This window comes from Mycolicibacterium tusciae (assembly GCF_002086795.1).
Lineage (GTDB): Bacteria > Actinomycetota > Actinomycetes > Mycobacteriales > Mycobacteriaceae > Mycobacterium > Mycobacterium tusciae.
Genome location: NZ_MVIM01000001.1, coordinates 321,834 through 344,001 on the forward strand (window position 1 = coordinate 321,834; position 22,168 = coordinate 344,001).

General features: G+C 65.3%; 19 protein-coding genes and 1 pseudogene. 5 read left to right on the forward strand and 15 right to left on the reverse strand.

Going from position 1 to position 22,168, the window contains the following annotated elements:
• Nucleotides 1-67: 67 nt before the first annotated feature.
• The 3 genes and pseudogenes from BST47_RS01530 to BST47_RS01540 form a co-directional block, all read left to right on the forward strand.
• A pseudogene (locus BST47_RS01530) lies at nt 68-415 on the forward strand (HNH endonuclease); the annotation flags it as partial.
• Between the two features lie 244 nt (nt 416-659).
• On the forward strand, nt 660-1,037 hold the full coding sequence (locus tag BST47_RS01535; RefSeq protein ID WP_083123728.1) for an ATPase: 378 nt from the start codon (nt 660-662) through the stop codon (nt 1,035-1,037).
• A complete protein-coding gene (locus tag BST47_RS01540) occupies nt 1,037-2,320 on the forward strand; it encodes a cytochrome P450 family protein (RefSeq protein ID WP_083123429.1) in 1,284 nt (427 codons plus the stop codon). Before BST47_RS01535 ends, BST47_RS01540 begins: the two co-directional genes overlap by 1 nt.
• Here the strand turns inward: BST47_RS01540 and BST47_RS01545 are convergent, their stop codons facing one another.
• From BST47_RS01545 to BST47_RS01560, 4 genes are read right to left on the reverse strand one after another with little or no spacing between them, the layout of a single operon-like run.
• Nucleotides 2,321-3,124 carry an SDR family NAD(P)-dependent oxidoreductase gene (locus BST47_RS01545; RefSeq protein WP_083123430.1) on the reverse strand — a complete coding sequence of 268 codons (804 nt, stop codon included), beginning with the start codon at nt 3,122-3,124 and terminating at the stop codon, nt 2,321-2,323.
• A 13-nt stretch (nt 3,125-3,137) separates the two neighbouring features.
• Entirely contained in the window at nt 3,138-3,758 is a 621-nt protein-coding gene (locus tag BST47_RS01550; protein ID WP_083123431.1) for a TetR/AcrR family transcriptional regulator, read from the reverse strand.
• On the reverse strand, nt 3,758-4,903 hold the full coding sequence (locus BST47_RS01555; protein WP_083123432.1) for a sulfotransferase family protein: 1,146 nt from the start codon (nt 4,901-4,903) through the stop codon (nt 3,758-3,760). The genes BST47_RS01550 and BST47_RS01555 overlap by 1 nt, the downstream gene beginning before the upstream one ends.
• Nucleotides 4,900-6,105 carry a DUF1214 domain-containing protein gene (locus BST47_RS01560; protein ID WP_083123729.1) on the reverse strand — a complete coding sequence of 402 codons (1,206 nt, stop codon included), beginning with the start codon at nt 6,103-6,105 and terminating at the stop codon, nt 4,900-4,902. The genes BST47_RS01555 and BST47_RS01560 overlap by 4 nt, the downstream gene beginning before the upstream one ends.
• A gap of 116 nt (nt 6,106-6,221) precedes the next feature.
• Here BST47_RS01560 and BST47_RS01565 point away from each other — a divergent pair, with 116 nt between their 5' ends.
• Nucleotides 6,222-6,515, forward strand: a complete 294-nt coding sequence (locus BST47_RS01565; RefSeq protein ID WP_083123433.1) for a hypothetical protein — start codon at nt 6,222-6,224, stop codon at nt 6,513-6,515.
• Here the strand turns inward: BST47_RS01565 and ppc are convergent.
• From ppc to gap, 5 genes are read right to left on the reverse strand one after another with little or no spacing between them, the layout of a single operon-like run.
• Entirely contained in the window at nt 6,512-9,301 is a 2,790-nt protein-coding gene (gene ppc / locus BST47_RS01570; protein WP_083123434.1) for a phosphoenolpyruvate carboxylase, read from the reverse strand. The genes BST47_RS01565 and ppc overlap by 4 nt on opposite strands.
• A 59-nt stretch (nt 9,302-9,360) precedes the next feature.
• Entirely contained in the window at nt 9,361-9,594 is a 234-nt protein-coding gene (gene secG / locus BST47_RS01575; protein ID WP_083123435.1) for a preprotein translocase subunit SecG, read from the reverse strand.
• Between the two features lie 30 nt (nt 9,595-9,624).
• Entirely contained in the window at nt 9,625-10,410 is a 786-nt protein-coding gene (gene tpiA, locus BST47_RS01580) for a triose-phosphate isomerase (RefSeq protein WP_083123436.1), read from the reverse strand.
• A gap of 12 nt (nt 10,411-10,422) precedes the next feature.
• Complete coding sequence (locus BST47_RS01585; RefSeq protein WP_083123437.1) at nt 10,423-11,649, reverse strand: phosphoglycerate kinase; 1,227 nt, start codon at nt 11,647-11,649, stop codon at nt 10,423-10,425.
• Nucleotides 11,650-11,653: 4 nt separating this feature from the next.
• Entirely contained in the window at nt 11,654-12,676 is a 1,023-nt protein-coding gene (gene gap / locus BST47_RS01590) for a type I glyceraldehyde-3-phosphate dehydrogenase (protein WP_083123438.1), read from the reverse strand.
• A gap of 196 nt (nt 12,677-12,872) precedes the next feature.
• On the opposite strand from gap, the gene BST47_RS01595 reads away from it, so the two are divergent.
• A complete protein-coding gene (locus BST47_RS01595; RefSeq protein WP_083123439.1) occupies nt 12,873-13,154 on the forward strand; it encodes a hypothetical protein in 282 nt (93 codons plus the stop codon).
• A 16-nt stretch (nt 13,155-13,170) separates the two neighbouring features.
• On the opposite strand, the gene BST47_RS01600 is transcribed toward BST47_RS01595, so the two are convergent.
• From BST47_RS01600 to rapZ, 6 genes are all read right to left on the reverse strand, one after another.
• Nucleotides 13,171-13,881: an ABC transporter substrate-binding protein gene (locus BST47_RS01600; protein WP_083123730.1), complete on the reverse strand. Its 711-nt coding sequence runs from the start codon at nt 13,879-13,881 to the stop codon at nt 13,171-13,173.
• 5 nt (nt 13,882-13,886) lie between these two features.
• The gene (locus BST47_RS01605; RefSeq protein WP_083123440.1) at nt 13,887-16,520 is read right to left on the reverse strand and encodes an adenylate/guanylate cyclase domain-containing protein; all 2,634 of its coding nucleotides are present in this window, start codon (nt 16,518-16,520) and stop codon (nt 13,887-13,889) included.
• Complete coding sequence (locus BST47_RS01610; RefSeq protein WP_083123441.1) at nt 16,517-19,171, reverse strand: winged helix-turn-helix domain-containing protein; 2,655 nt, start codon at nt 19,169-19,171, stop codon at nt 16,517-16,519. Before BST47_RS01610 ends, BST47_RS01605 begins: the two co-directional genes overlap by 4 nt.
• A 90-nt stretch (nt 19,172-19,261) precedes the next feature.
• Nucleotides 19,262-20,239 carry a DNA-binding protein WhiA gene (gene whiA / locus BST47_RS01615; RefSeq protein WP_083123731.1) on the reverse strand — a complete coding sequence of 326 codons (978 nt, stop codon included), beginning with the start codon at nt 20,237-20,239 and terminating at the stop codon, nt 19,262-19,264.
• A complete protein-coding gene (gene yvcK, locus BST47_RS01620; protein ID WP_083123442.1) occupies nt 20,236-21,258 on the reverse strand; it encodes a uridine diphosphate-N-acetylglucosamine-binding protein YvcK in 1,023 nt (340 codons plus the stop codon). The genes whiA and yvcK overlap by 4 nt, the downstream gene beginning before the upstream one ends.
• On the reverse strand, nt 21,255-22,166 hold the full coding sequence (gene rapZ, locus BST47_RS01625; RefSeq protein ID WP_107528833.1) for an RNase adapter RapZ: 912 nt from the start codon (nt 22,164-22,166) through the stop codon (nt 21,255-21,257). Before rapZ ends, yvcK begins: the two co-directional genes overlap by 4 nt.
• Between the last annotated feature and the right edge of the window lie 2 nt (nt 22,167-22,168).

Genomic DNA, 22,168 nt, shown 5'->3' on the forward strand with positions numbered 1-22,168 from the left:
CATGCGGTGCGTATCGGGCAGCGTTTACGCTGCTCACGACGATTCCTTAGAACGTTCTTTAGCGATCCGGATTCACCACCTGCTCAAGACATTCTGTGGCTGGAGCGACCCGCAGTTGCCCGATGGCAGGATCGTGTTGACGTCGCCGACCGGGCATACCTACACTACCGAGCCCCACGGGGCGGCGATGTTCCCCGCGCTAGCCGTACCGACCGGGGATCTCGATTTCGCGCCGCACGCCATTGATCCAGACGTCGACCGCACGGCGCTAATGCCGCGGCGCAAACAAACCCGCGCTCAGGACCGCCGCGACCGCGTCAACGCCGAACGCCGACAACGCAGCGAGCTCATCGCCGAACAGGAACGCCAACACCAAGCCTGGCTCGCCGCTAACTACAAACCGCCGCCCTTCTGAGCACTACGGGGGCGTCGCCGTTGCTGCAATCATCAAGCAGGCTTGCCCATAGTCCGATCCCTGTCGCCGTCCCGGAAACCCGCCTCATACTCGGCGGTCGGGCTCGTCGAATCCGTTGCGACAGTTCTGCGCCACGAACAACCTGGGCATTGACGGGATGGCGTATCCCCTGCACGCGTCGTCACACAGGGTCAGACGACCAGTCCGCCTCGACGGTTCCCACGGGTGTGGTCAAATGGCCCTCATGGTGGACAAGGGTGGCAGCAAACCAGCGCCACGTACCGGCCGGGAACGTATCCAGAAACTGGCGCAGGCCGCGCTGAACGCCGACGTCACGGTCGAGCAGGTCGACACCATCCTCGAGGGGCTGAGTGAAACCCTCGTCGACCTCAACAACTCGACCGGCAAACTCGATGCCACGCTGGAACGCTTCAACGACACGATCAACCAGATCAACGAGCTGGCCCCGCGCCTCATCGCGGTGGTGGACCGCATGGAGGGCATCGTCGCCCGCGTCGAGCGCATCGTCGGCGTCGGCGAATCCGTCATCGGCCCGCTTGCCGCCACCGAGCAGGCGGTCCGCGGTGCGGTCAACAGGGTGCGCAAGACCACCCGCCTCTAGTGTCGGCCAACCTCCCGGTTCCGCAGCCCCCGCTCGCCGAAGGCGTCGGATTGCCGTGGGACGTGTCGGTCGACGACGCCGTCGCCGCCATCGCCGCCGCGCGCGCCCGGTACGGCGACACCTTCAGCGTGCGCAGTGGCGACGACAACTACCTGTTCACGTTCTCCCCCGCGGGCGTCGAATCTTTCTACGGCCTACCCGAAGACAAGGCCAGCAAGGGTGTCGCCGACTACCTGATGCTGCGCCGCAAGCTTCCCGACGAGATCTTCGACGGACGACGGTTACTCCCGACCTCGTTGTTCCGCCGCGACGACGTCGCCTCGTATCTCGCGAACCTCGACTACGCCCTGACCCAGACTGTGGCTGAGCTCGGAACCGAAGGGACCGTGGAACTGTTCGGCCTCACCCGTCGCCTCGGGCACCGAATGGGTTTGGCCTCCTGGGCGGGACCGCGCTCCGCACACGGGGATTCATTCGAACGGCTGGTCCGCGCCTTCGAGGCCCTGGACGGTTCCGACGCGTTTGTTCATCCCGAGGCGATGGCGGCCGTCGCGGCGTCAGGCAAGCAGGCCGAACGTGCCGCGCTCGACGACGTCGTCGCTGTCATCGGAAACCTCGCGAAGTCAACGGATTCCGACGACAACGGTCTGTTCGGCCGCATCGTACGTGCCTGGTCGTCGGAACCCGACGACGTCCGTCTGCGCGGCATCGCGCTCGACGTGGCCCTCATCCACATCGCCTCCATGTCGAACCTGATGGCCGCACTGGGCTGGGCGCTTGTGGACCTGCTCGTACACCCGGCACAGGCTCAGCGCGTCGCCGACGGCGACCAGGATTTCGCGCAGCGCTGCGCGCTGGAGAGCACCCGGCTGGCACAGCGTTCCATCATGTCCCGAGCCGTACTGGCTCCCGTCGACCTCGACACCGGCGACCAGACGTACCGCGTGCCCGCCGGCTGGACCATTGCCACACTGCTGCCGCTGCTCAACACCTCGGCCGCGCCCGGTCTGGACACCTGGGACCCCGCGCGCTGGAACCGCTACCGCCTCGTCGACGCGGCGTCGTTGCCATCGCCGATGTTGGTCACCGCGTTCGGACACGGCAAGCACTCGTGCCCCGCCCAGCCGTTTTCGCTGGCGGCGATGACAACGGCGCTGACGCGTCTGTTGAGCACCTACGACATGACGCCATCGTGGACCTGCTACCCACGTCCGGTACCGGCCCAGATCGGCGGGGTCGCGCGATCCGCCGATCCCTGCCCAGTGCGCTACGTCAGCCGCTGATCAGACGAAATCCGAACCACCGTCGACGTTGACGGTGGCCCCGGTGACATAGCCGTTGCGCCGTGACGCGAGATAGACCGTGATCGACGCGATCTCCTCGGGTAAGCCTGCCCGGCCGAGATCGCACGGCTGGTGAAAGTTGTTGTCGATCCATGTCATCACGTCGGCGGGATCGTTTGCATCGAGTCCGTCCGCGGCCAGGACGTCCTTGAGCACCTCGGTGAAGCTCGCCGTGACGATGGTGCCCGGGCACACGCAATTGACCAGGATTCCGTCCTTGGCAAGGCTTTTCGACAGGTTCTTGGTGACACTGCTCAGCGCGGCCTTCGATGCGGTGTAGGCGACGATCCGCGGGTTCTGCCGCTGTATCGAATGCGCCGACAGCGTCACGATCCTGCCCCACTCCGCGGCCCGCAGCATCGGCAGCGCGGCCCGGATCGACCGCACCCCCGACATAGTTCCCAGCGTGAACGTCTCCTCCCACTGCGTGTCGTCCATGTCCTCGAAGTAGCCATCACCCGGCCCGATCGTGTGAACCAGGCTGTTGAGCCGGCCCCACCGCTGGGCGACGGACTCGAAGCCGGCGGAGATCGACGAGGCATCCGACATGTCGACGCTGATCCCGACCGCATCCGGGGCGCCCGCGTCGCGAAGAATCGCCACCGCGTCGTCCAGCGCGTCGGCTCCCCGGGCCATCACCGCGACCCTGGCCCCCTCTTCGGCGAACGTCGTCGCGATCGCCAGGCCCATACCCTTGCTTCCACCCGTCACGACGGCCGTCGACCCCGTCAAACCCAGGTCCATCGAGTCACCTTCCTCACTGCGTCACACCGATTCCGCGCAGGCAGAACCGGAAAATCTGTTCGCGAACCTCGTGCTTATCGCAATCGCCGGTCGTCCATTGGCGTGCGGTGCTCGCCCAGATCGCACCGTGGATCGACAACGCGTCGGCCTCGGGATCGATACCGGGAAAAAGACCTGCGGCCCTGCCCTTCTCGAGCTGTTCGACGAGTGGCTTCAATATCTCGCCGTAGGCGTCGCTGACCAACTCAGGCGCGGCGAACATCTGCGACTGTGCCTCCAGTGCCATCTTCCGCTGGTCGGACCGAATCCGTTCGTTGAACGCGAGGTCCAACCTGCCGTCGATCCACGCCACCACCGCATCGACCGGATCTGACGCCGCTGCCATCTTCCGCTTGAGCCGGCGCACCTCGATCTGCGCGATTTGCAGGAACACCGCCGACACCAAGGCGTCCTTCGAGTCGAAATGCCGATAGAACGCCCGTGTGCTCAGCGCGGCACGGTCGAGCACCCGGGCCACGCTGACAGCCGCGATCCCCTCTTCGTGCACGATCTTCGCGGCGGCGTTCACGAGAGCATCCCGCACACCCGGATCGGGGTCCAGCTTCTTGCGCCGCCGCTTGACTACCGCGTCCATCATGCCGTCGCGTCGTATTTCGCGAGGTACTCGGCGAACGATTCGTGCACCTGTTCACGCGTCAGGCCGTAGTCGGCGAGGTCATAGGCATGCTCACCTCGCGAACCCGGTTGGTGCCCGTCCCACCATTCCCGGACGCGGCTACGCGCCTCGTCGGTGAAGGTCAGGCCCAACCGCTCATAGCCGTTCTGGAGAGTGCCGATCGGGTCGGTGTTCAAGTCGGCGAACGATACATCGACGAACCGGTTGTCTCCGAAGCGCTTTCGGAAGTCCATCGCGCGCCTGACTCCTTCGGTCCAACATTGCAGCTGTTCGGCACCCAGCTCGTGCGCGTCGTCACGATCGCTGCTCCAACTGCGCACGTACTGGATCAGGCTGCACACCGACGCCAGCACCTTCGCCGGATCGCGGTGGCTCCACAGGAACTTCGCGTTCGGATACGCCTCGACCAGCGCATCGAGGGAGAACATGTGCACCGGCGTCTTGAGATGCCACAGCGTCGGCGGACAATGCCACTGCAGCAGCTTGAGCACGTGCCGGTGGAACGTGTACGTCTCGCGCATGTCGCACTGCATCAGCCACGCCAGATACCCGGGCACCCGCACCACCCCGTCGAAATGGAAGGTGCGGAAACTCATCCCCATCAGGTCCTGGCATTCGGTCGCGGCCTGCGGCTCCGAGTTCATCATGCTCCGCATCCGCGGAAACATGCTGTCCATCATGGCGATTCCCTCGGCAGCTTGCGCAATCCGCGGATCGTCGTGCTGGGTGGCCGCCTCTGGTGGAGGCGTGCATGCCTGGGACTCCCACATCCGCAACGACCGGAACTGCGGATCGCTGGCCACCAGTTGGCTCAGCGCCGTCGTGCCGGTGCGCGGCAACCCGATCACGAACACCGGCCCGCCGATGACCTCGTCGTCGATCTCAGGGTGCTGCTCGTAGGTGTCGACGATCCGCAACCTCTGAATGAGGGCATTGCTGATCGTCGCGTGCTGGATGATCGCGCCCATCTCGTTGAGATCGGCTTCGTTGTTCAGCGCATCGACGGTCCGCTCCAGCCCCTCGCGATAGTAGGTCGAGCCGAAATCGTCGAGGCCGGTGGCGGTTCGCGCGCCGTCTTCCAGGTCGTCCACCGTGAACGTCATGCGGAGAACCTCTCGTGCACCGCGCGCCGGCGCGCCGCGACGATCGCCGACCGCTGCTCGGGGCTGACCCTCGCGGTGGCAGTGGGCAACGACGACGAAATGTCGGCGACCTTGACCACCCGTGCGTTCGGCGTGGGCGCGGTCAGGGTCCGCACGCAGCGCAGGATCATCGCACCATTGCTATGTCCAGCCGTATCAAGCCAATTCGCGACACCGGGATCGTGCGAGCTCACGACGACGCGCAGGATCCCATCGGAGTCGATGTTCGCTTGATGCGCGTTGAGGCTGGACTGGTGCCGGCCGTAGTGGATGGTCTCCCACCACGGGTTGCCGACCGAATAGCTCCAATACACGCCCTCGGGTGGCTCGACTTCCAGGATCAAGGCCTCATCCGGTTCGAGCTCGTAACGCCCGATGACGGGGCGGTTCTCGGCAGCGGCGCCCATACTGGATCGGTCGATCGGTGGCATGAACCCGTTGACCGGCGCGCCTGCGTTGAAGTCGAGGAAGAACTTGAGGTTGTCGAAGACGAACTCGCCCAGCGCGTAGATCTGCCGTGAGACCGCGACATCGGTAGCGACCACCCGATCCTTCGATGCGACCTCGGTGCCGATGCGCTCGATCTGCAGGACCGATGGCTGCTCCCTGTCCCAGTCGTAGAAGAAGTGCCGCACCACCAGGGTGGGATGGTCACCGTCGAGACGCATCCAGTTGCCTTCGTGCTCGTCGGCGGACAGCACGACTTCGAACTCGCCATCCGCGTCCACCTCGAGGTCATCCACCAGCGTGTTGGCGGTGGATGCGACTCCGTTCATGGTCTGCAGACCGACATAGCGCGCGGTCCCCCGATTGCCGAAAAGCCGATACGTCTCACCGGCACGCAACGTCGACCGCAGGTAGAGACAGTCCGGGCACTCCATGCCCCAGGTCAGGATGTCGTCAGTACTGGTGCGGCTGACCGCCAGCACCGGATCGGGGTCGACCCGTAGCGCCTCGTCGACACCGACGGCCAGCAGGACCATCAGGTGCCGCATCCCCGACGCGTAGTCGACGCGGTTGCGGTTGACCTCGCTGAGCGCGACGAGTTCACCGGCCGCACTGAGCCGATTCAGCAAGTGCGCCCACGCCTGCGGAAGATCACCCTCGCCACCGTTCTGCCCGGTCAGTGCCGCCTCGGCAATGGAAAACGGTAGCCAGGCCATCGGGTTCGCGTCGCTCACACCTGCCTCCAGTTCGCTTAATTGAAAACATGGTTTTCAGTTAAGAACCCACCGACTGTGACATCTCGAAGCCCGGGTGTCAACGATAGGATCGCCGGATGTTCCGTATAGACGGCATCAACGGCGAGAGCATCGTGGTCGACGGCAACTGGGTCGAGAAGCTGCGGACAAACACGTCGCGCGGCCGCAACCCGGCCGACAAGTACGCCGGAACCGACATCAAGGAGATAACCCGCCGCAAGAAGATCTTCGGCGGTGAGAAAAAAGAACTGCTGCAGGTGATCGTCAACGTGGGCACGTTCTACTCACTGACGGTCCCCGCCGAGAAGCGGGCCGAGGTCGACGCGCTGGTCGCCGCGCTCGAGAAGGCTCGCGACAGCGCCAGTTCCTAGCCGCTGTTGCGCAGTGCGGTCGCCAGTCCACTCATCGTGAGCAGGATGCCTCGCTGGACGAGTTCGTCGTCGTCACCAGAACGGTAGCGGCGCAACAGTTCCACCTGAAGGTGGTTCAGTGGCTCGAGGTACGGAAACCGGTTGAACACCGATCGCGCCAAGGCCGGGTTGTCGGCGAGCAGATCGTCGTGGCCGGTGATGAGCTTGTGCATCTGGATGGTGCGGGTGTGCTCGGCGACGATCTTGTCGAACACCCGCGACCGCAACTGCTCGTCGGCCACCAACTCGGAGTAACGCGCCGCCAGACCCATGTCCGCCTTCGCGAGCACCTGAGCCATATTGGACAACACCGTCCGGAAGAACGGCCAGCGACGGTACAGGTCCCGCAGGACCTCCAGCCGTCCGTCGCCCTCGTCGATCCATCCTTCGAACGCGGTTCCGGTGCCGTACCAGCCCGGCAGCATCACCCGCGATTGGCTCCAGGCCAGCACCCACGGAATCGCGCGCAGATCCGAGATGGCCGTGGTGGGCTTGCGTGACGTCGGCCTGCTCCCGATGTTGAGCGCACCGATCTCGCTCACGGGCGTCGACTCCTTGAAGTACTCGACGAATCCCGGTGTGTCGTGCACCAATTCGGAGTACGCCCGCTGCGCGCGGGCGGCCAGTTCGTCGAGCACGTCGTAGGCGGGACCGGCGGCGTCGCCGAGTCCCTCGATGTCGAGGAGAGTGGCCTCCAGTGTCGCGGCCAACAGGGTCTCCAGGTTGCGATGCGCAATCTGCGGTTCGGCGTACTTGGCGGCGATCACCTCGCCCTGCTCGGTGATCCGCAGCGATCCGTTGACCGCACCCGGCGGCTGCGCCCGGATGGCGTCGTAGCTGGGTCCGCCGCCACGCCCCACGGTGCCGCCGCGCCCGTGGAACAACCGCAACCGCATTCCCGTCTTGCGTGCGGACTCCACCAGATCGAGCTCGGCGCGATACAGCGCCCAGTTGGCTGCGAGGTATCCGCCGTCCTTGTTCGAGTCCGAATAGCCGAGCATCACTTCCTGGCTGTCACCACGCACCGACACAATGGCGCGGTACACCGGAAGTTCCAGCGCCTGTTCGAGAATCGAGGAGCCGCGCTGTAGGTCGTCGATGGTCTCGAACAATGGGACGATCCCGACGGGCGCATAGGCGTCGGGTCCCGAAACGTCGAGTAAACCAACCTCTTTGAGCAGGACCGCAGCTTCGAGCATGTCGGACACCGACTGGCACATCGAGATGATGTAGTTCGGCACGGCCTGCGGCCCGAATACCTTGACGGCGCGGGCCGCCGCGGCGACGATGTCGAGTTCCTTGCGCGCCAGCTCGGAGAGCTCGGCACCGTCGCCGATGAGCGGGCGCCGCGTGGCGACCTCGGCCGCGAGAAGCTCGACGCGCTCGGGTTCGGGCAGCGAACGGTAGTCGGAGTGAACGCCCGCCCATTCCAGCAGCTCGGCGATGACTTCCTCGTGCACGTCGGAGTTCTGCCGCATGTCCAGCCCGGACAGGTGAAACCCGAAGACGTGCACGGCTTCCCGCAGCCGGGCCAACCGATCGTCGGCCAGCACGGCGCTGCCGTTCCTTCGCAATGACTCGTCGACGATGTCGAGGTCGGCCAAGAGTTCGGCGGGAGTTTCGTAGGGGTCCAGCGCGAGGTCGAGTTCGTGTTCGGGCTGACGATCGAGGATCTCAGTGGCCGTCGACGTCAACCGAGCATGGATGACCCGCAGCGCCCGGCGATACGGTTCGTCCATCCGGGCGGGCTCGTGACACTTATCGGCGAGTGCCTCGAGCGCCGCGCTGATCTTGACCAGCCGCCCCGACATCGACAGTTCCTCTTCGAGCGCGGTGATCTCGGTGAAGTAATGCTCCAGCGCCGTATAGGCGGCACTGCTGGTCGCCAGACGCACGACCTCGGCGGTGACGTTCGGGTTGCCGTCGCGATCGCCGCCGATCCACGATCCGGGACGCAGGAAGGGCTGGCTCAGCAGATCGCTATCGGGCCAACGGGACCGCAGCGCGTTACGCACTTCGGCGTTGACCTGCGGGACGACCTCGAAGAACGCCGCGGGGTAATACCGCAGCCCGGTTTCAATCTCGTCCTGAATCTTCAACCGGGACAACCGGATCAGTGCCGTCTGCCACAGCGTGAGGATGTTGCGGCGCAACTCACGCTCGATATCACGGCCGTCGTCGGTGAGCTCATGGCCGTTCAATCGCAGCCGCATCAACTGCGTGATGCGGTGTTGAGTGTCGAAGATCGTGCGTCGACGGGTTTCGGTGGGATGCGCCGTGATCACCGGCGAAACGAGTGCTCCGGCCAGCGCATCGGTGACCGCCGCCGAATCGAGCCCGGCCAGGTCCAGTTTGGCGTACGTCGCCGCCAGGCTGCTGTCCTGCGGCGGTTCTCCGGCGGCGACGTGGATGATGCGCCGACGCTCGCGGTGGATGTCCTCGGCGACGTTGGCCAGCAGGGCGAAGTGGGTGAATGCGCGGATGACGGGAATGGCCTGGTGAATGTCGATGCCATCGAACAGGGAGCTCAGCTCGGCGCGGTCGATCTCCGAGCGCCGGACCCGGAACGACTCCACGCGGGCGCGTTCGACGAGGTCGAAGACGGCCTCACCATTCTGGTCCCGGATGGTCTCGCCGAGAAGCGCACCCAACAATCGGATGTCTTCGCGCATCGGCTCGGTGGCCTCCCGGCCCACTTTCGTGCGCTGTACCGCGCCGATGGGTTCAAGTCCGCCGACATCTGCCATTCCACCAGTATCGACGCGGCGTGCGTCAGGTGCAGAACGAGCCGATCGGCTCAGACGGGTCAGCTGTACTTGATCTGCAAGGCGACGCCGACGATCGACACCACCCAGATGCCGACGACGAAATACGTCAGCCGGTCCAGGTTCTTCTCCACCACCGTCGAGCCGGACAGGCTGGACTGGACGCCGCCGCCGAACAGGGTCGACAGGCCGCCGCCCTTGGCGCGGTGCAGCAACACGAGAAGCACCACGAGCAAGCTGGTGACGATCAGCGTGATCTGCAGAGCTAAAACCATGGCCGACAGCCTACAGGCCGGAAAGGGCCGCTACGGCAAGGGCCCACCAGCAGCGATGGCCGAAAGCGTGGCGAACTGCTCGCCATCGAGCGACGCTCCACCCACCAGCGCACCGTCGACATCCTCCTGTGCGACGATCTCGCCGACGTTCTTGGCGTTCACCGATCCGCCGTACAGGATCCGCACACCCGAGGCCAGCTGTGGAGACGACAGCTTGCCCAGCTCGTCGCGGATGGCCTTGCAGACCTCCTGGGCGTCGGCGGCGCTGGCCACCCGGCCGGTGCCGATCGCCCACACCGGCTCGTAGGCGATGACGGCCTGGCCGATCTGCTCTGCTGTGAGACCCGCCACTGAGCCGCGCAGCGATTCGGTGTTGAATTCGACGTGGTTGCCGGCCTCACGGACCTCGAGCTGCTCGCCGATGCAGATGATCGGGGTGATGCCGTGCTTGAACGCAGCGGCCGCCTTGGCAGCGACCAGCGCATCGTCCTCATGGTGATAGGTCCGGCGCTCCGAGTGCCCGACGACGACGTAGGTGCAGCCCAGCTTCGCGAGGAAGGCGCCGCTGATCTCGCCGGTGTAGGCCCCCGAATCGTGTTGGGACAGGTCCTGCGCACCGTACGTAAGGCGCAGCTTGTCGCCGTCGACGAGCGTCTGCACGCTGCGCAAATCGGTGAACGGCGGAATCACCGCGACGTCGACCTTGTCGAAGTACTTGTCCGGCAGTGAGAACGCGATCTTCTGGACCAGCGCAATGGCCTCGAAGTGGTTGAGGTTCATCTTCCAGTTGCCGGCGATCAGCGGCGTACGGCTCATGTCTAGGGCCTTTCAGTCGTCGAGCACTTCGATACCCGGGAGCGTCTTGCCCTCAAGGTATTCCAGCGACGCCCCGCCCCCGGTCGAAATGTGGGAGAAGCCGTCGTCAGGCAGCCCGAGCTGGCGGACCGCCGCGGCGGAGTCGCCACCGCCCACCACACTGAACGCGCCCTTGCCCGTCGCCCCGACGATCGCCTCGGCGACGCCCTTGGTGCCCGCGGCGAACGCCTGGAACTCGAAGACGCCCATCGGCCCGTTCCAGAAGATGGTCTTGGCGTTCGACAATAACGTGGTGAAACGCTGTACCGAGCCGGGCCCGATGTCCAGGCCCATCTTGCCGTCCGGAATCTGGTCGGCCGCAACGATCTCCGACGGAGAATCCGCCTTGAACTCGTCGGCTACGACGATGTCGACCGGCACGTGGATCACGTCGCCGTAGTCCTCGAGCAACTGACGGCAGGTATCGATCATGCCTTCTTCGAGCAGCGACTTGCCTACCGAAACACCTTGCGAGGCAAGGAATGTAAAGCACATACCACCGCCGATGACGATGCTGTCCGCTTTGGTCGCCAGGTTCTCGATGACCGCGAGTTTGTCCGACACCTTCGAGCCGCCGAGCACCACCGCGTACGGCCGCTCGGTTGAGCTGGTCAGCTGTTCGAGCACCTTGATCTCGGTGGCCACCAGCGTGCCCGCGTAATGCGGCAGCAGCGTCGCGACGTCGTACACCGAGGCCTGCTTGCGGTGCACGACACCGAAGCCGTCGGAGACGAACGCACCGGGCGACCCGTCTGCGCCGCTGACGAGTTCGGCGAGCTGGCGTGCGAGCGCAAGCCGCTCGTTGTCGTCCTTGCTGGTCTCGCGTGGGTCGAACCGAATGTTCTCCAGCAACAGGATGTCGCCGTCGGTAAGGCCTTCGGCGCGGGCCAGCGCGTCCGTGCCGACGACATCTCCCGCCAGCTGGACGTGCCTACCGAGCTGCTCCCCCAGCGCCTTGGCGACGGGTGCGAGCGAGAACTCCGGCGTCGGACCGTCTTTCGGCCTGCCGAGGTGCGCGGTGACGACGACCTTGGCGCCGGCGTCGGCCAGCGCCCGCAGCGTGGGCACCGACGCGGTGATGCGACCCGGGTCTGTGATGTTGCCGTCGTCGTCGAGCGGGACGTTCAGGTCGGAGCGAACGAGAACGCCCCGGCCCGAAACCCCTTCTGCCAGTAGGTCGTCGAGGTTCTTGACGGCCATTGCGCTAGAGCGACTTGCCGACCAGTGCGACCAGGTCGACGAGGCGGTTGGAGTATCCCCACTCGTTGTCGTACCAGGACACGGTCTTGGCCTGATTGTCGATCACCTTGGTCAGGCCCGCGTCGAAGATCGAACTGTGCGGATCGGTGACGATGTCGCTGGACACGATCGGCGCGTCGTAGTACTTCAGGATCCCCTTGAGCGGACCGTCGGCGGCCGCCTTGAACGCCGCATTGATCTCCTCGGCGGTCGCCGACTTGGACAGCTCGGCGGTCAGGTCGGTACACGAACCCGTGGGGATCGGCACCCGCAGCGCGTAGCCGTCGAGCTTGCCTTTCAGGTCGGGCAGCACCAGACCGATCGCCTTGGCCGCACCGGTCGAGGTGGGCACGATGTTCAGCGCGGCGGCGCGGGCGCGACGCAGATCCTTGTGCGGGCCGTCCTGCAGGTTCTGATCCTGGGTGTAGGCGTGGATCGTGGTCATCAGGCCCTTGACGATGCCGAACTCGTCATTGAGCACCTTGGCCAGCGGCCCCAGACAGTTCGTCGTGCACGACGCGTTGGAGATGATGTTCTGGCTGCCGTCGTACTTGTCGTCGTTGACCCCGAGCACGATCGTGATGTCCTCATCGCTGGCCGGCGCGGAGATGATGACCTTCTTGGCGCCCGCGTCCAGGTGGCCCTGCGCCTTGGCGCGGGCGGTGAAGATGCCGGTCGACTCGACCACGACGTCGACACCGAGATCACCCCAGGGCAGCGCGGCCGGCCCTTCCTTGACCTCCAGCGCCTTGATCTTGGTGTTGCCGATCACGATGGTGTCTTCACCCTCGAGGCTGATCTCCTCGGGGTAGCGACCCAGGATCGAGTCGAACTTGAGCAGGTGCGCCAGGCTCGCGTTGTCGGTCAGGTCGTTGACCGCGATGATCTCGACGTCGGTGCTCTTACCCTCGGCCTTCTGCGCCGCCAAGGCCCGATAGAAGTTACGCCCGATACGGCCGAACCCGTTAACGCCAACCCGGATGGTCACCTGAATCTCCCTTTTTCGCCTTGATACTCAACGGCCAGCCTAGTGGTGTGATTGGCGCCACGCGCGGCCTGGTCAGATTGGTGACGTCGGGCAACGACGCTGGTGACTTAGGGCCCTGCTGTTCGGCACGGGTCGCGGTGATCATGGCCATATCGCCTGTACGACGACAGGCCGAAACCGCGCCGAAGGCAGGCTCATGACGGCGACCGATGGAATTCCCGGCGGCGACACGCAGGTGTTGGCGCAGCCCACTCAGCATGCCCATGCCCGGGTGCGCCAAGCGCATTTGGTCGCCGCCGAGCGGCATCGACGCGCTGCCGAAGCAAACGATCAGGCTGCGCGGACCCACCGCGCCGCGGCAGCGGAGGGTATCGGCGACGTTGCCACGCACCGCCGCGCGGTGCGGGTGTATGAGGCCGCCCGTGACAACCACCTCCGCGCCGCCGAGTTGGCGGAGCGGATGGCGGGCGACCCATAGCCGGTCGGCATCGTCCTCAATGCACGGCCAGATTCTGGTCGGCGTACGGATTGCCCAGCCATTTGCCGCGAATCCGCTGCAGGACGCCGTCCTGCTCCAGTTCGGCCTGGGCCACGGTGAGGCGGCCGAGCAGCGCCTGGTCGTCGAGGCCGACGGCGATGGCGATGTTCTCCACGGAGATGCCTCGCTGGACGACTTCGACGCCGCCTATCGGCTTGACGAGTTCGTTGAGCACGGGCGCGAGTTTCATGAATGCGTCGCAGGCACCGGTGGTCAGGTCGGTCAGGGCCGAGCGGATGCTGCCGTAGTCGTAGACGCGCACGGCACCCGCTTTGCCGTCGGCGACCAGACGCTCGGTGATCGGTTGGCTGGTGTTGCCCTGTTGCACGCCAATGGTCAGGCCCTCGAGGTCGTCGATGGAGGTGACGTGCGGCAGCCGTCGGGTGTCGACGGCGAGAGCCTGCCCGGAGATCAGATAGGGCGGAACGAACCTGGCCTTCTGTTCGCGCTCTGGCGTGACAGTGGTGCCGGCGGTGACGCAGTCGTAGCTGGCGCCGAGTCCGTCGAAGATGCCGTTGAAGTCGGCGCCCTCATAGGCGATGAATTCGACTGTTGCACCGATCTTCTCAGCAATGGCCGTCATCAGGTCGATGTCGAGCCCGGAGTCGTCCGGCATGCCGTTGAACGGGGGGTCGGGGAAGGCCGCACCGACCTTGAGCGTCTCCATGGCTTTCACCGTAGTTCTTGGAGCTTGATTCGCGCCTGCTCGATCTGATCGAAGGCATACGTCGCTATCGCAGCGGTCGTCATGGATTCGCCGACACTGGCAAGAGATTCATACCTGTCATCGCCAAGGACTTCGCGTAAACGCTCGACGAGATTCGGAACCTCAGGAAATGCGGCCACCGTCAGCGGACTCACCGCGAAGCCGGTGATGACGGCCGCCGATTCGTGACATTCGAATTTGTGCAACGTTTCGGCAAGTATCGCCAGCGGGCTGCGGATCGCCGTGGTCGAACCCGAATTCTGGTTAATGCGCAGGGCCAGTGTCAGGTAATCGAGCGCGGCCGCGAAGTCACCCCTCCGGGCCTCCAGTCGGCCAATGTTGTTGGCCAGGTACGCCTCGACGCCCGGGTTCCCGCTGTCGTGTGCGATCCCGAGACCCCGGCGCATCCCGTCGAGAGCGTTCTGTGCGTCGACGTCACGGAATGCAAAACCGTAGCCCAGCAACGCGCACGAGAGCGCATAGGGATTGCCCGTCGATTCCGCAGCGGCGACGACCTCCGGAGCTGCTGCCATTGCATCGTCGATGCGGCCGGCCATCACCAGTTGGATCAAATGATTGGATCTGCTGAGCGCCAGCGGATCCGATCGCACGTCGCGATACGCATCCTCCCACTCCAGAGCCTTGTCGACCTGACCGATCACCATGTGCAAGCCGCCGAGCAGCCCCTCGAGGCCGAACGGCACCTGACTACGCCCGCTGCGAACACACGCTTGGGCCTTCTCGTTGTAGACGAATGCTTCGTTGAGTCGACCCGACATCCAGCAGAGCGCAGCCGCCAGGTAGAGGAACCCGAGCCTGGGGTGATCATGGACCTCCGCAGCCTCAAGGAGTTCTTCCGCCCAAGCCGACGGCTCCTGGTTTTCCAGCGCCAGCGCCGGGACGAACGTGTAGGTGGCAATCGAAGCGGCTATGTCGAGTTGGCCACCGTCGACGGCCCACCGGAACGCAGCGCGCAGGTTGGGCAATTCGGTCGTGAACCACCTGTAGGCATCACTCTGGCGCGGGCCGTTCCACATTTCCAGAATGTCGGATTCCAGCCGAGCGAAGTGGCGGGCGTGCGCATTACGCGCGTCCGCGGCGTCACCACGGTCGGCAAGCTGTTCATCGGCGAATTCGCGGATTGTCTCCAGAATAGAGAACCGCGTCCGCCCCGACGAGTGGTCGGCGACCACAAGTGATTTGCGGACCAGCACGTCCAGTAGGTCCACGACGCGGTAATGGTCTGCATCGGACCCGGCTACCGCGCAGGCTCCTTTCAGGTCGAAGCCGCCGGCGAAAACCGAACAACGTTCCAGCAGAACCTTTTCTGCGTCATCGAGCAGATCGTAAGACCACGCCACCGCATGGCGGAGCGTCTGGTGACGTCCAAGGGCGCGCCGCGAACCGACGAGCAATTTGAATCGCTGATCAAGATGGTCGCGGATCTCATCGACGGCCATCGAGGCGGTACGTGACGCCGCCAGTTCGATCGCGAGCGGAATACAGTCGAGCCGTCGACAGATATCTGCGACCACATTCGCGTCCGCGAAGTCCAAAGACGGGGACAGGTGACGTGCCCGTTCGGTGAACAATTCAGCGGCGGCGGCGGGACTGAGCGACCGTACCGGCCAGACCTGCTCGTCAGGCAACGCCAAACCCTCGCGGCTCGTCGCAACGATCGTCACAGTCGCCGACTCCGCGAGTATGGCGTCGGCCAAATCCCCAACCGAGTCGAGGACGTGTTCGCAATTGTCGAACACAAGCAGGCGGACACGGCCGTCAAGAGCGGTCGCAATCGCCCGAGTCAGCGTCCTATCGGGTTGTTGAGTAATGCCGAGGACTGCAGCGACACTTTCGGGTACTTCGCCGGGATCGCTGACTGCGCCAAACTCGAAAAACCAAACACCATCGGGGTATTCATGGGACAGCCGTGCTGCCACTTCGACGGCGAGCCTCGTCTTCCCGACTCCTCCGACACCGGTCAGAGTGACCAGCCGTCGCGAACGAACGAGCGCCGCTATGTCCACGACTTCGGCGTCGCGCCCGACGAAGACCGAGTCAGCGCGTCGGAGATTCCCCGGAGTTGTGTCGATTGTTCGCAGCGGCGGAAAGTCGCTGCTCAGACCTTCCGCCTCTAACTGGAACACCGTGACCGGGTTAGGCAGATCCCGCAGCCGTCGGTGCCCCAAATCGATGAGCTGTACTCCGCTGAGCAGGCCAGCCGTCGACTCGGCGACGAGGATCTGTCCGCCGTGCCCGGCTGCCATCACCCGCGCCGCGCGATTGAGCACGGGGCCGAAGTAATCGTCGTCGCGCAACTCGGCCTCGCCGGTGGCGATGCCCATTCGCACCGGCAACTGCAACTCTCGCTGAGCGTGAACCGCCGCTTCGACCGCAGCCATCGGCGACGCGAACGCGGCAGCCATCCCATCGCCGCTGTGGCTAAAAACATAGCCGTCCTGGGCTTCTATCGCCGAACGCAACACCTTGTCGTGCACAGCCAACGCTGAGCGCATCGCATCGGCGTCGGACTCCCACCGACGGGTCGAACCCTCGATGTCGGTGAACAGGAACGTGACAACCCCGGACGGCGGATTCACGCTGATCGCTCGAGTTCGATTCGGGCTCGGTCGATTTGCTCGTAGGCATACGCTACGACCGCCGCGGGCGTCATCGCCGCACTCTCGCGCGCGAGGGCTTCATACGCCTGTGCACCAAGAATCTCCTGCAAATGGTCAGTTGTGACCGCGATTTCGGGCCACGCCGCCATGACCATGGGATTTCGTACGGCAACGCTTGCGAGAGTCGCCGCTGAGTCGAAGTGTTCGAGCCGTTCCAAAATCACCGCGAGGCTCGCGATGGGCGAATGATAGAAGGCGACGCTGCCGGCATCCTGATAGTTTCGCAGCGCATGGGTGAGGTGACTCAGTGCCTCGAGTGGATCGCCGTGTTTGACCTCGAGGGTGGCCAGTACGGCGGCCAAGTGCGACTCGTTGAAGCGATTGCCGCTTTCGCGAGTCACCCCTATTCCCCGCCGCGCGGCCTCGATGGCGCGCGAGGTATCGACGTCGTCATACACCCACGCCACACTGAGCAGTGCGTAGGACAGTGCCCACGGATTGCCCGTCGCTTCAGCCGTTTCGACGACGCCCGTTGCCGCGCTGACGGCCTCTGCACGCGCGCCCGCGAAAACCAGCGCGTTCACCAGGGCCGACCTGGTCATGCCATGGGTGTCCCGACCGCTCTGGATGAATTCGCGGCACCACCCGGCATACCGTTCGGGCTGCCCGAACATCATGTAGACGCCGCCGGCCAACCCCTCGAACCCAAACGGAATCTCTTTATAGCCATCGTGTTTCGCCGCTGGGATGGCCTCGGCGTAAGCGACACCTTGATCACTGCGCCCAGTCTGATAACAGACGGATGCGAGGAGGTACAGCCAAGCAAGTCGGGGATGATCGGCCGCACGGGCGGGTTCGATCAGTTCCTCGACCCACGCGATGGGCTCGTAATTGTCGGCGAAGAATGCGATGAACCCGACAAATGTGGCGATGGTGGCGGCAGTGTCGAGGTCCTGCTCGTCGGCGGCCCACCGAAATGCGGAACGGAGGTTTGCGAGTTCGGTGGCGAACCACTCGTAGGCCCCGCGCTGCCTCGGGCTATCCCATAGGGCCATGATCTCGGGTTCGCGTCCGGCGAAGTAGCGGGAGTGTGCGGTCCGGGCGGCGGGAGCGGCACCCGAAGCCACGAGTTGGTCTTCGGCGAACTGACGGATCGTCTCCAGCATCGAATACCGTGTGCGGCCGGTCGAACGATCGGCGATCAGAAGCGACTTGCGGACAAGTGCGTCCAAGCGGTCGAGCACTCTGTACTCGTCGACTTCTTCGGATCCCGCTACAGCGCAGGCACTTTCCAGATCAAATCCACCCCCGAATACCGAACACCGGTCCAGCAACGCCCTGTCTGCTTCGTCTAAGAGGTCGTAGGACCAGGCAACCGCGTGCCGAAGTGTTTGATGGCGTTCCAGGCCCCGGCGTGACCCAACGAGCAGCTTGAATCGATGATGCAGACGGTCTCGTACGTCGCTTGCCGACATGGACGCCATCCTCGAGGCGGCCAGTTCGATCGCCAACGGAATGCCGTCGAGGCGCGCGCAGATCTCCGCGACGGCGTCGGTCCCTTCTGCCGAGAAGTTCGGCGCGACACTGCGAGCGCGTTCCTCGAACAGTTCGGTGGCTGCGCCGGCGTCCAGCGATCGCAGCGGCCACACCTGTTCGTCGGTGACGCTCAATCCCTCCCGGCTGGTGGCGATGATCCGTACGGTGGAGGATGCCGCGATGATCGCCTCGATCAATTCGGCAGCAGCGTCGAGGACATGCTCACAGTTGTCGAATACCAGCAAGCGGACGCGCCCTTCGAGAGCCGCCGCCACCGACTCGCCAACCCCCATGCCGGGTTGCTGGGTCACACCGAGGCTCGCGGCGACCGCGTCAGGCACGGCAGCGGGATCATTGACCGCGGCGAGTTCGATAACCCAAACCCCGTCGGGGAACTCGTCAGCCACCTGCGCTGCGACTTCGAGTGCAAGCCGAGTCTTGCCGACGCCGCCGACGCCGGTCAATGTCACGAGGCGTCGCTGGCGCAGCACGGAGGCAATCTCGCGGATTTCCGCGTCGCGACCGATGAGATTGGACGCCGGGGTTCGCAGATTGCCCACCTTGGGGTCGACGGTGCGGAGCGGCGGAAAGTCGGTCCGTAGCCCCGGCGCCTGCAGCTGGAACATCGTGACTGGATTCGCCACGTCGCGTAATCGACGTGGCCCAAGGTTCAATAATTCGATTCCGCTCAGGAGGCCTGCGGTCGATTCGGCAACCAAGATCTGACCGCCGTGGCCAGCAGCCATCAGCCGCGCTGCGCGATTGAGCACCGTCCCGAAATAGTCGTCGTCGCGCAATTCTGCTTCGCCGGTCGCGATCCCCATCCGCACCGGCAACTGCAACTCCCGCTGCGCATCGATCGCCGCCCCCACTGCAGACATCGGCGACGAGAACGCCGCAGCCATCCCGTCCCCGCTGTGACTGAAGACGTACCCCCCATGGGCATCGATCGTGGTGCGCAGCACCTTGTCATGCGCCGCCAGCGCCGCGCGCATCGCATCCGCGTCCGACTCCCACCGACGGGTCGAACCCTCGATATCGGTGAACAAGAACGTGACCACGCCACCGGGCGGGTCCCCCGCGGGCACCTGCACAGAATCGCACACTTAAGTTCGCTGAGTGGCTGGTTACGGCACGTTTACTGCCGCCGATTTACGTGCGATAAATCCACAGCTCGCGACGAGCTAGGCGTCTTCGAGCAGATCCGGTGTGACGGCCGACTCCGTATCGGGGATACCGTCCTGCTTGGCCTTGCGGTCGGCCATGGACAGCAACCGTCGAATACGGCCCGCCACAGCGTCTTTCGTCATGGGTGGATCGGCGAGGCGGCCCAGTTCTTCGAGCGACGCCTGTCGATGCTCGACGCGTAGTTTGCCCGCGGCGGCCAGGTGGTCCGGCACGGTGTCGGCGAGGATCTCCAGCGCCCGCTCCACGCGCGCGGCCGCGGCGACCGCCGCCCGCGCCGACCGCCGCAGATTGGCGTCGTCGAAGTTTGCCAGCCGGTTGGCGGTGGCGCGCACCTCGCGGCGCATCCGCCGCTCCTCCCACGTCAACCTGGTGTCCTGGGCACCCATGCGCGTCAGCAATGCGCCGATGGCCTCGCCGTCGCGCACCACCACCCGGTCGGCGCCCCTGACTTCGCGGGCCTTCGCACTGACCCCAAGCCGGCGCGCCGCGCCAACGAGCGCCAGCGCTGCCTCAGGCCCCGGGCAACTGACCTCGAGCGCCGAGGACCGGCCCGGTTCGGTGAGGGATCCGTGCGCCAAAAACGCGCCACGCCAAGCAGCTTCGGCATCGGCGACGCTCCCGCCGACCACTTGTGCGGGAAGGCCACGCACCGGCCGTCCACGCAGGTCCAGCAGACCCGTCTGGCGGGCCAGCGCCTCACCGTCCTTGGCGACCCGCAAGACATACCGGGTGCTCTTGCGGATACCGCTCGCCGACAGCACATGCACCACGGCGTTGTAGCCGTACAGGTCGTAGATGTCCTTGCGCAGGCGCCGGGCGATGATCCCCAGATCGACCTCGGCCTCGACAACCACTCGGCCGGACACGATGTGCAGCCCCCCGGCGAACCGCAGCAGCGATGCCACCTCGGCGCGGCGCGCACTCACCGAATTGACCTGAAGACGGCTGAGCTCGTCTTTGACCTCGGCTGTCATCGCCACGAGTCGTCACCTCTCGGTCCGTTCGCTGTCGGTGTGGGCACGGTCGGCGTTGGAGACACGGGCGGCGCCGCACCACGCAACCGCACACCCTCCAGAGCCGCGGCCAACCTCGCCGGGTCATGTAAAGGTGTACCAGGTCTGGACACGTCAGCAAACTCAACTTGGGCATCCAAGATTTTCGCGGTTCGGCGCAATTGCTCACGCTCCCGCTCGGACGGGACACGGCTGGCGTCGACGATGACCTCGTGCACCGTGAACCCCGGCGCGTGTTGAGACAACACATGGATGTGACGTTCGGCCGAGAACTCCGCGGTCTCCCCCGGTTCTGCCACGAGGTTCACCACCAGCGCCCGCCGGGCCACCGTCGCCTGCAGCGCCGCCGCCAGCTGCGGAACGAGCACGTGCGGGATGACGCTCGTGAACCACGACCCGGGGCCGAGCACGACCAGGTCGGCGGCCATGATCGCGTCCACCGCCTGCCTGGTGGCCGGCGGGTCGACCGGTATGAGCCTGACCCTGCGCACCTTCCCGACCGTGGTCGCGATCGCCACCTGCCCCCGGATCACCCGGCTCATCCGCGGATCGGATTCCAGACCCGCCACGTCGGCCTCGATGCCCAGCCCCATCGGACACATCGGCAGGACCCGACCGTGAATGCCGAGCACGCGGCCCATTTCGTCGAGCGCCGCCACCGGATCGGCCAGCACCTCGTTGAGACCCGCGAGAATCAGGTTGCCGATCGGGTGCCCCGCGAGCGCACCGTTGCCACCAAACCGATGCTGCAGGATCGTCGCCCAGAGTCGCCCGTGCGGAGTGTCGGATGCCAACGCGGCCAAGGCCATTCGCAGATCACCCGGCGGCACGACATCGAGTTCGCTTCGTAGCCGGCCGGAGGAACCACCGTCGTCGGCGACCGTGACGATCGCGGTGACGTGCGGGGTGAGTCTGCGGGCCGCCGACAGCGTGGCGTAGAGGCCGTGCCCACCCCCGAGGGCGACGATCCGCGGACTCATTCGCGCCCCAAATCCCGGTGCAATACCCGCACCGTCAGGTCGTCACCGCCCTGCAGTCTGGCCGCCAGCGCCTCGGCGATCGCAACGCTGCGATGCTTGCCTCCGGTGCAGCCAATAGCAACAGTCATATAGCGCTTACCCTCGCGACGATATCCGTCGATGACGAAGTCCAGCAGACGATGATAGGTCTCCAGAAACTCTCCGGCGCCCGGTTGGCCTAGTACGTAGTCGCGGACGGCCGGGTGCTGTCCGCTGTGCGGTCGCAGTTCGTCCACCCAATGCGGATTTGGCAAAAAGCGCACATCCATCACCGTATCGGCGTCCATGGGGAGGCCGTACTTATATCCGAAGGACTCGACGGTGACGCTGGTGTGAGCGACGGTTTCGCCGCCGAAGGCACGCTCGATGCTTTCCCGCAGCGCGGGAACCGGCAGTGTCGACGTGTCGATGACGAGATCAGCCGCAGCCCGGATGGGTGCCAGCAAGGTGCGCTCGGCCGCAATGCCCTCCGCAAGAGTCTGATTCCCCTGCAAAGGATGGCTGCGCCGGTTCTGCTCATATCGGCGGACCAGGATGTCGTCGGAGGCCTCGAGAAACAGCACCCGGGGGGTGATGTTGCGGGTGGCCAGATCGTTGCGGACCCAGTCGAGATCGCCGGTGAACCCACGGGACCGCACGTCCATGACCACGGCCAGCTGGGTGATGCGCGAGCCCGCCGCCAGTCCGAGCTCCACCATCCGCGCAATCAGCTCCGGCGGCAGGTTGTCGGCCACATACCAGCCGAGATCCTCCAGCACCTTGGCCGCCGTGCCCCGGCCTGCGCCGGACAGCCCGGTAACCAGTACGACATCGATGCCGGATCCCCCACGTTCGCCGTTGCCGGCGCCATCCTGCAATTCTTCGTGCATGC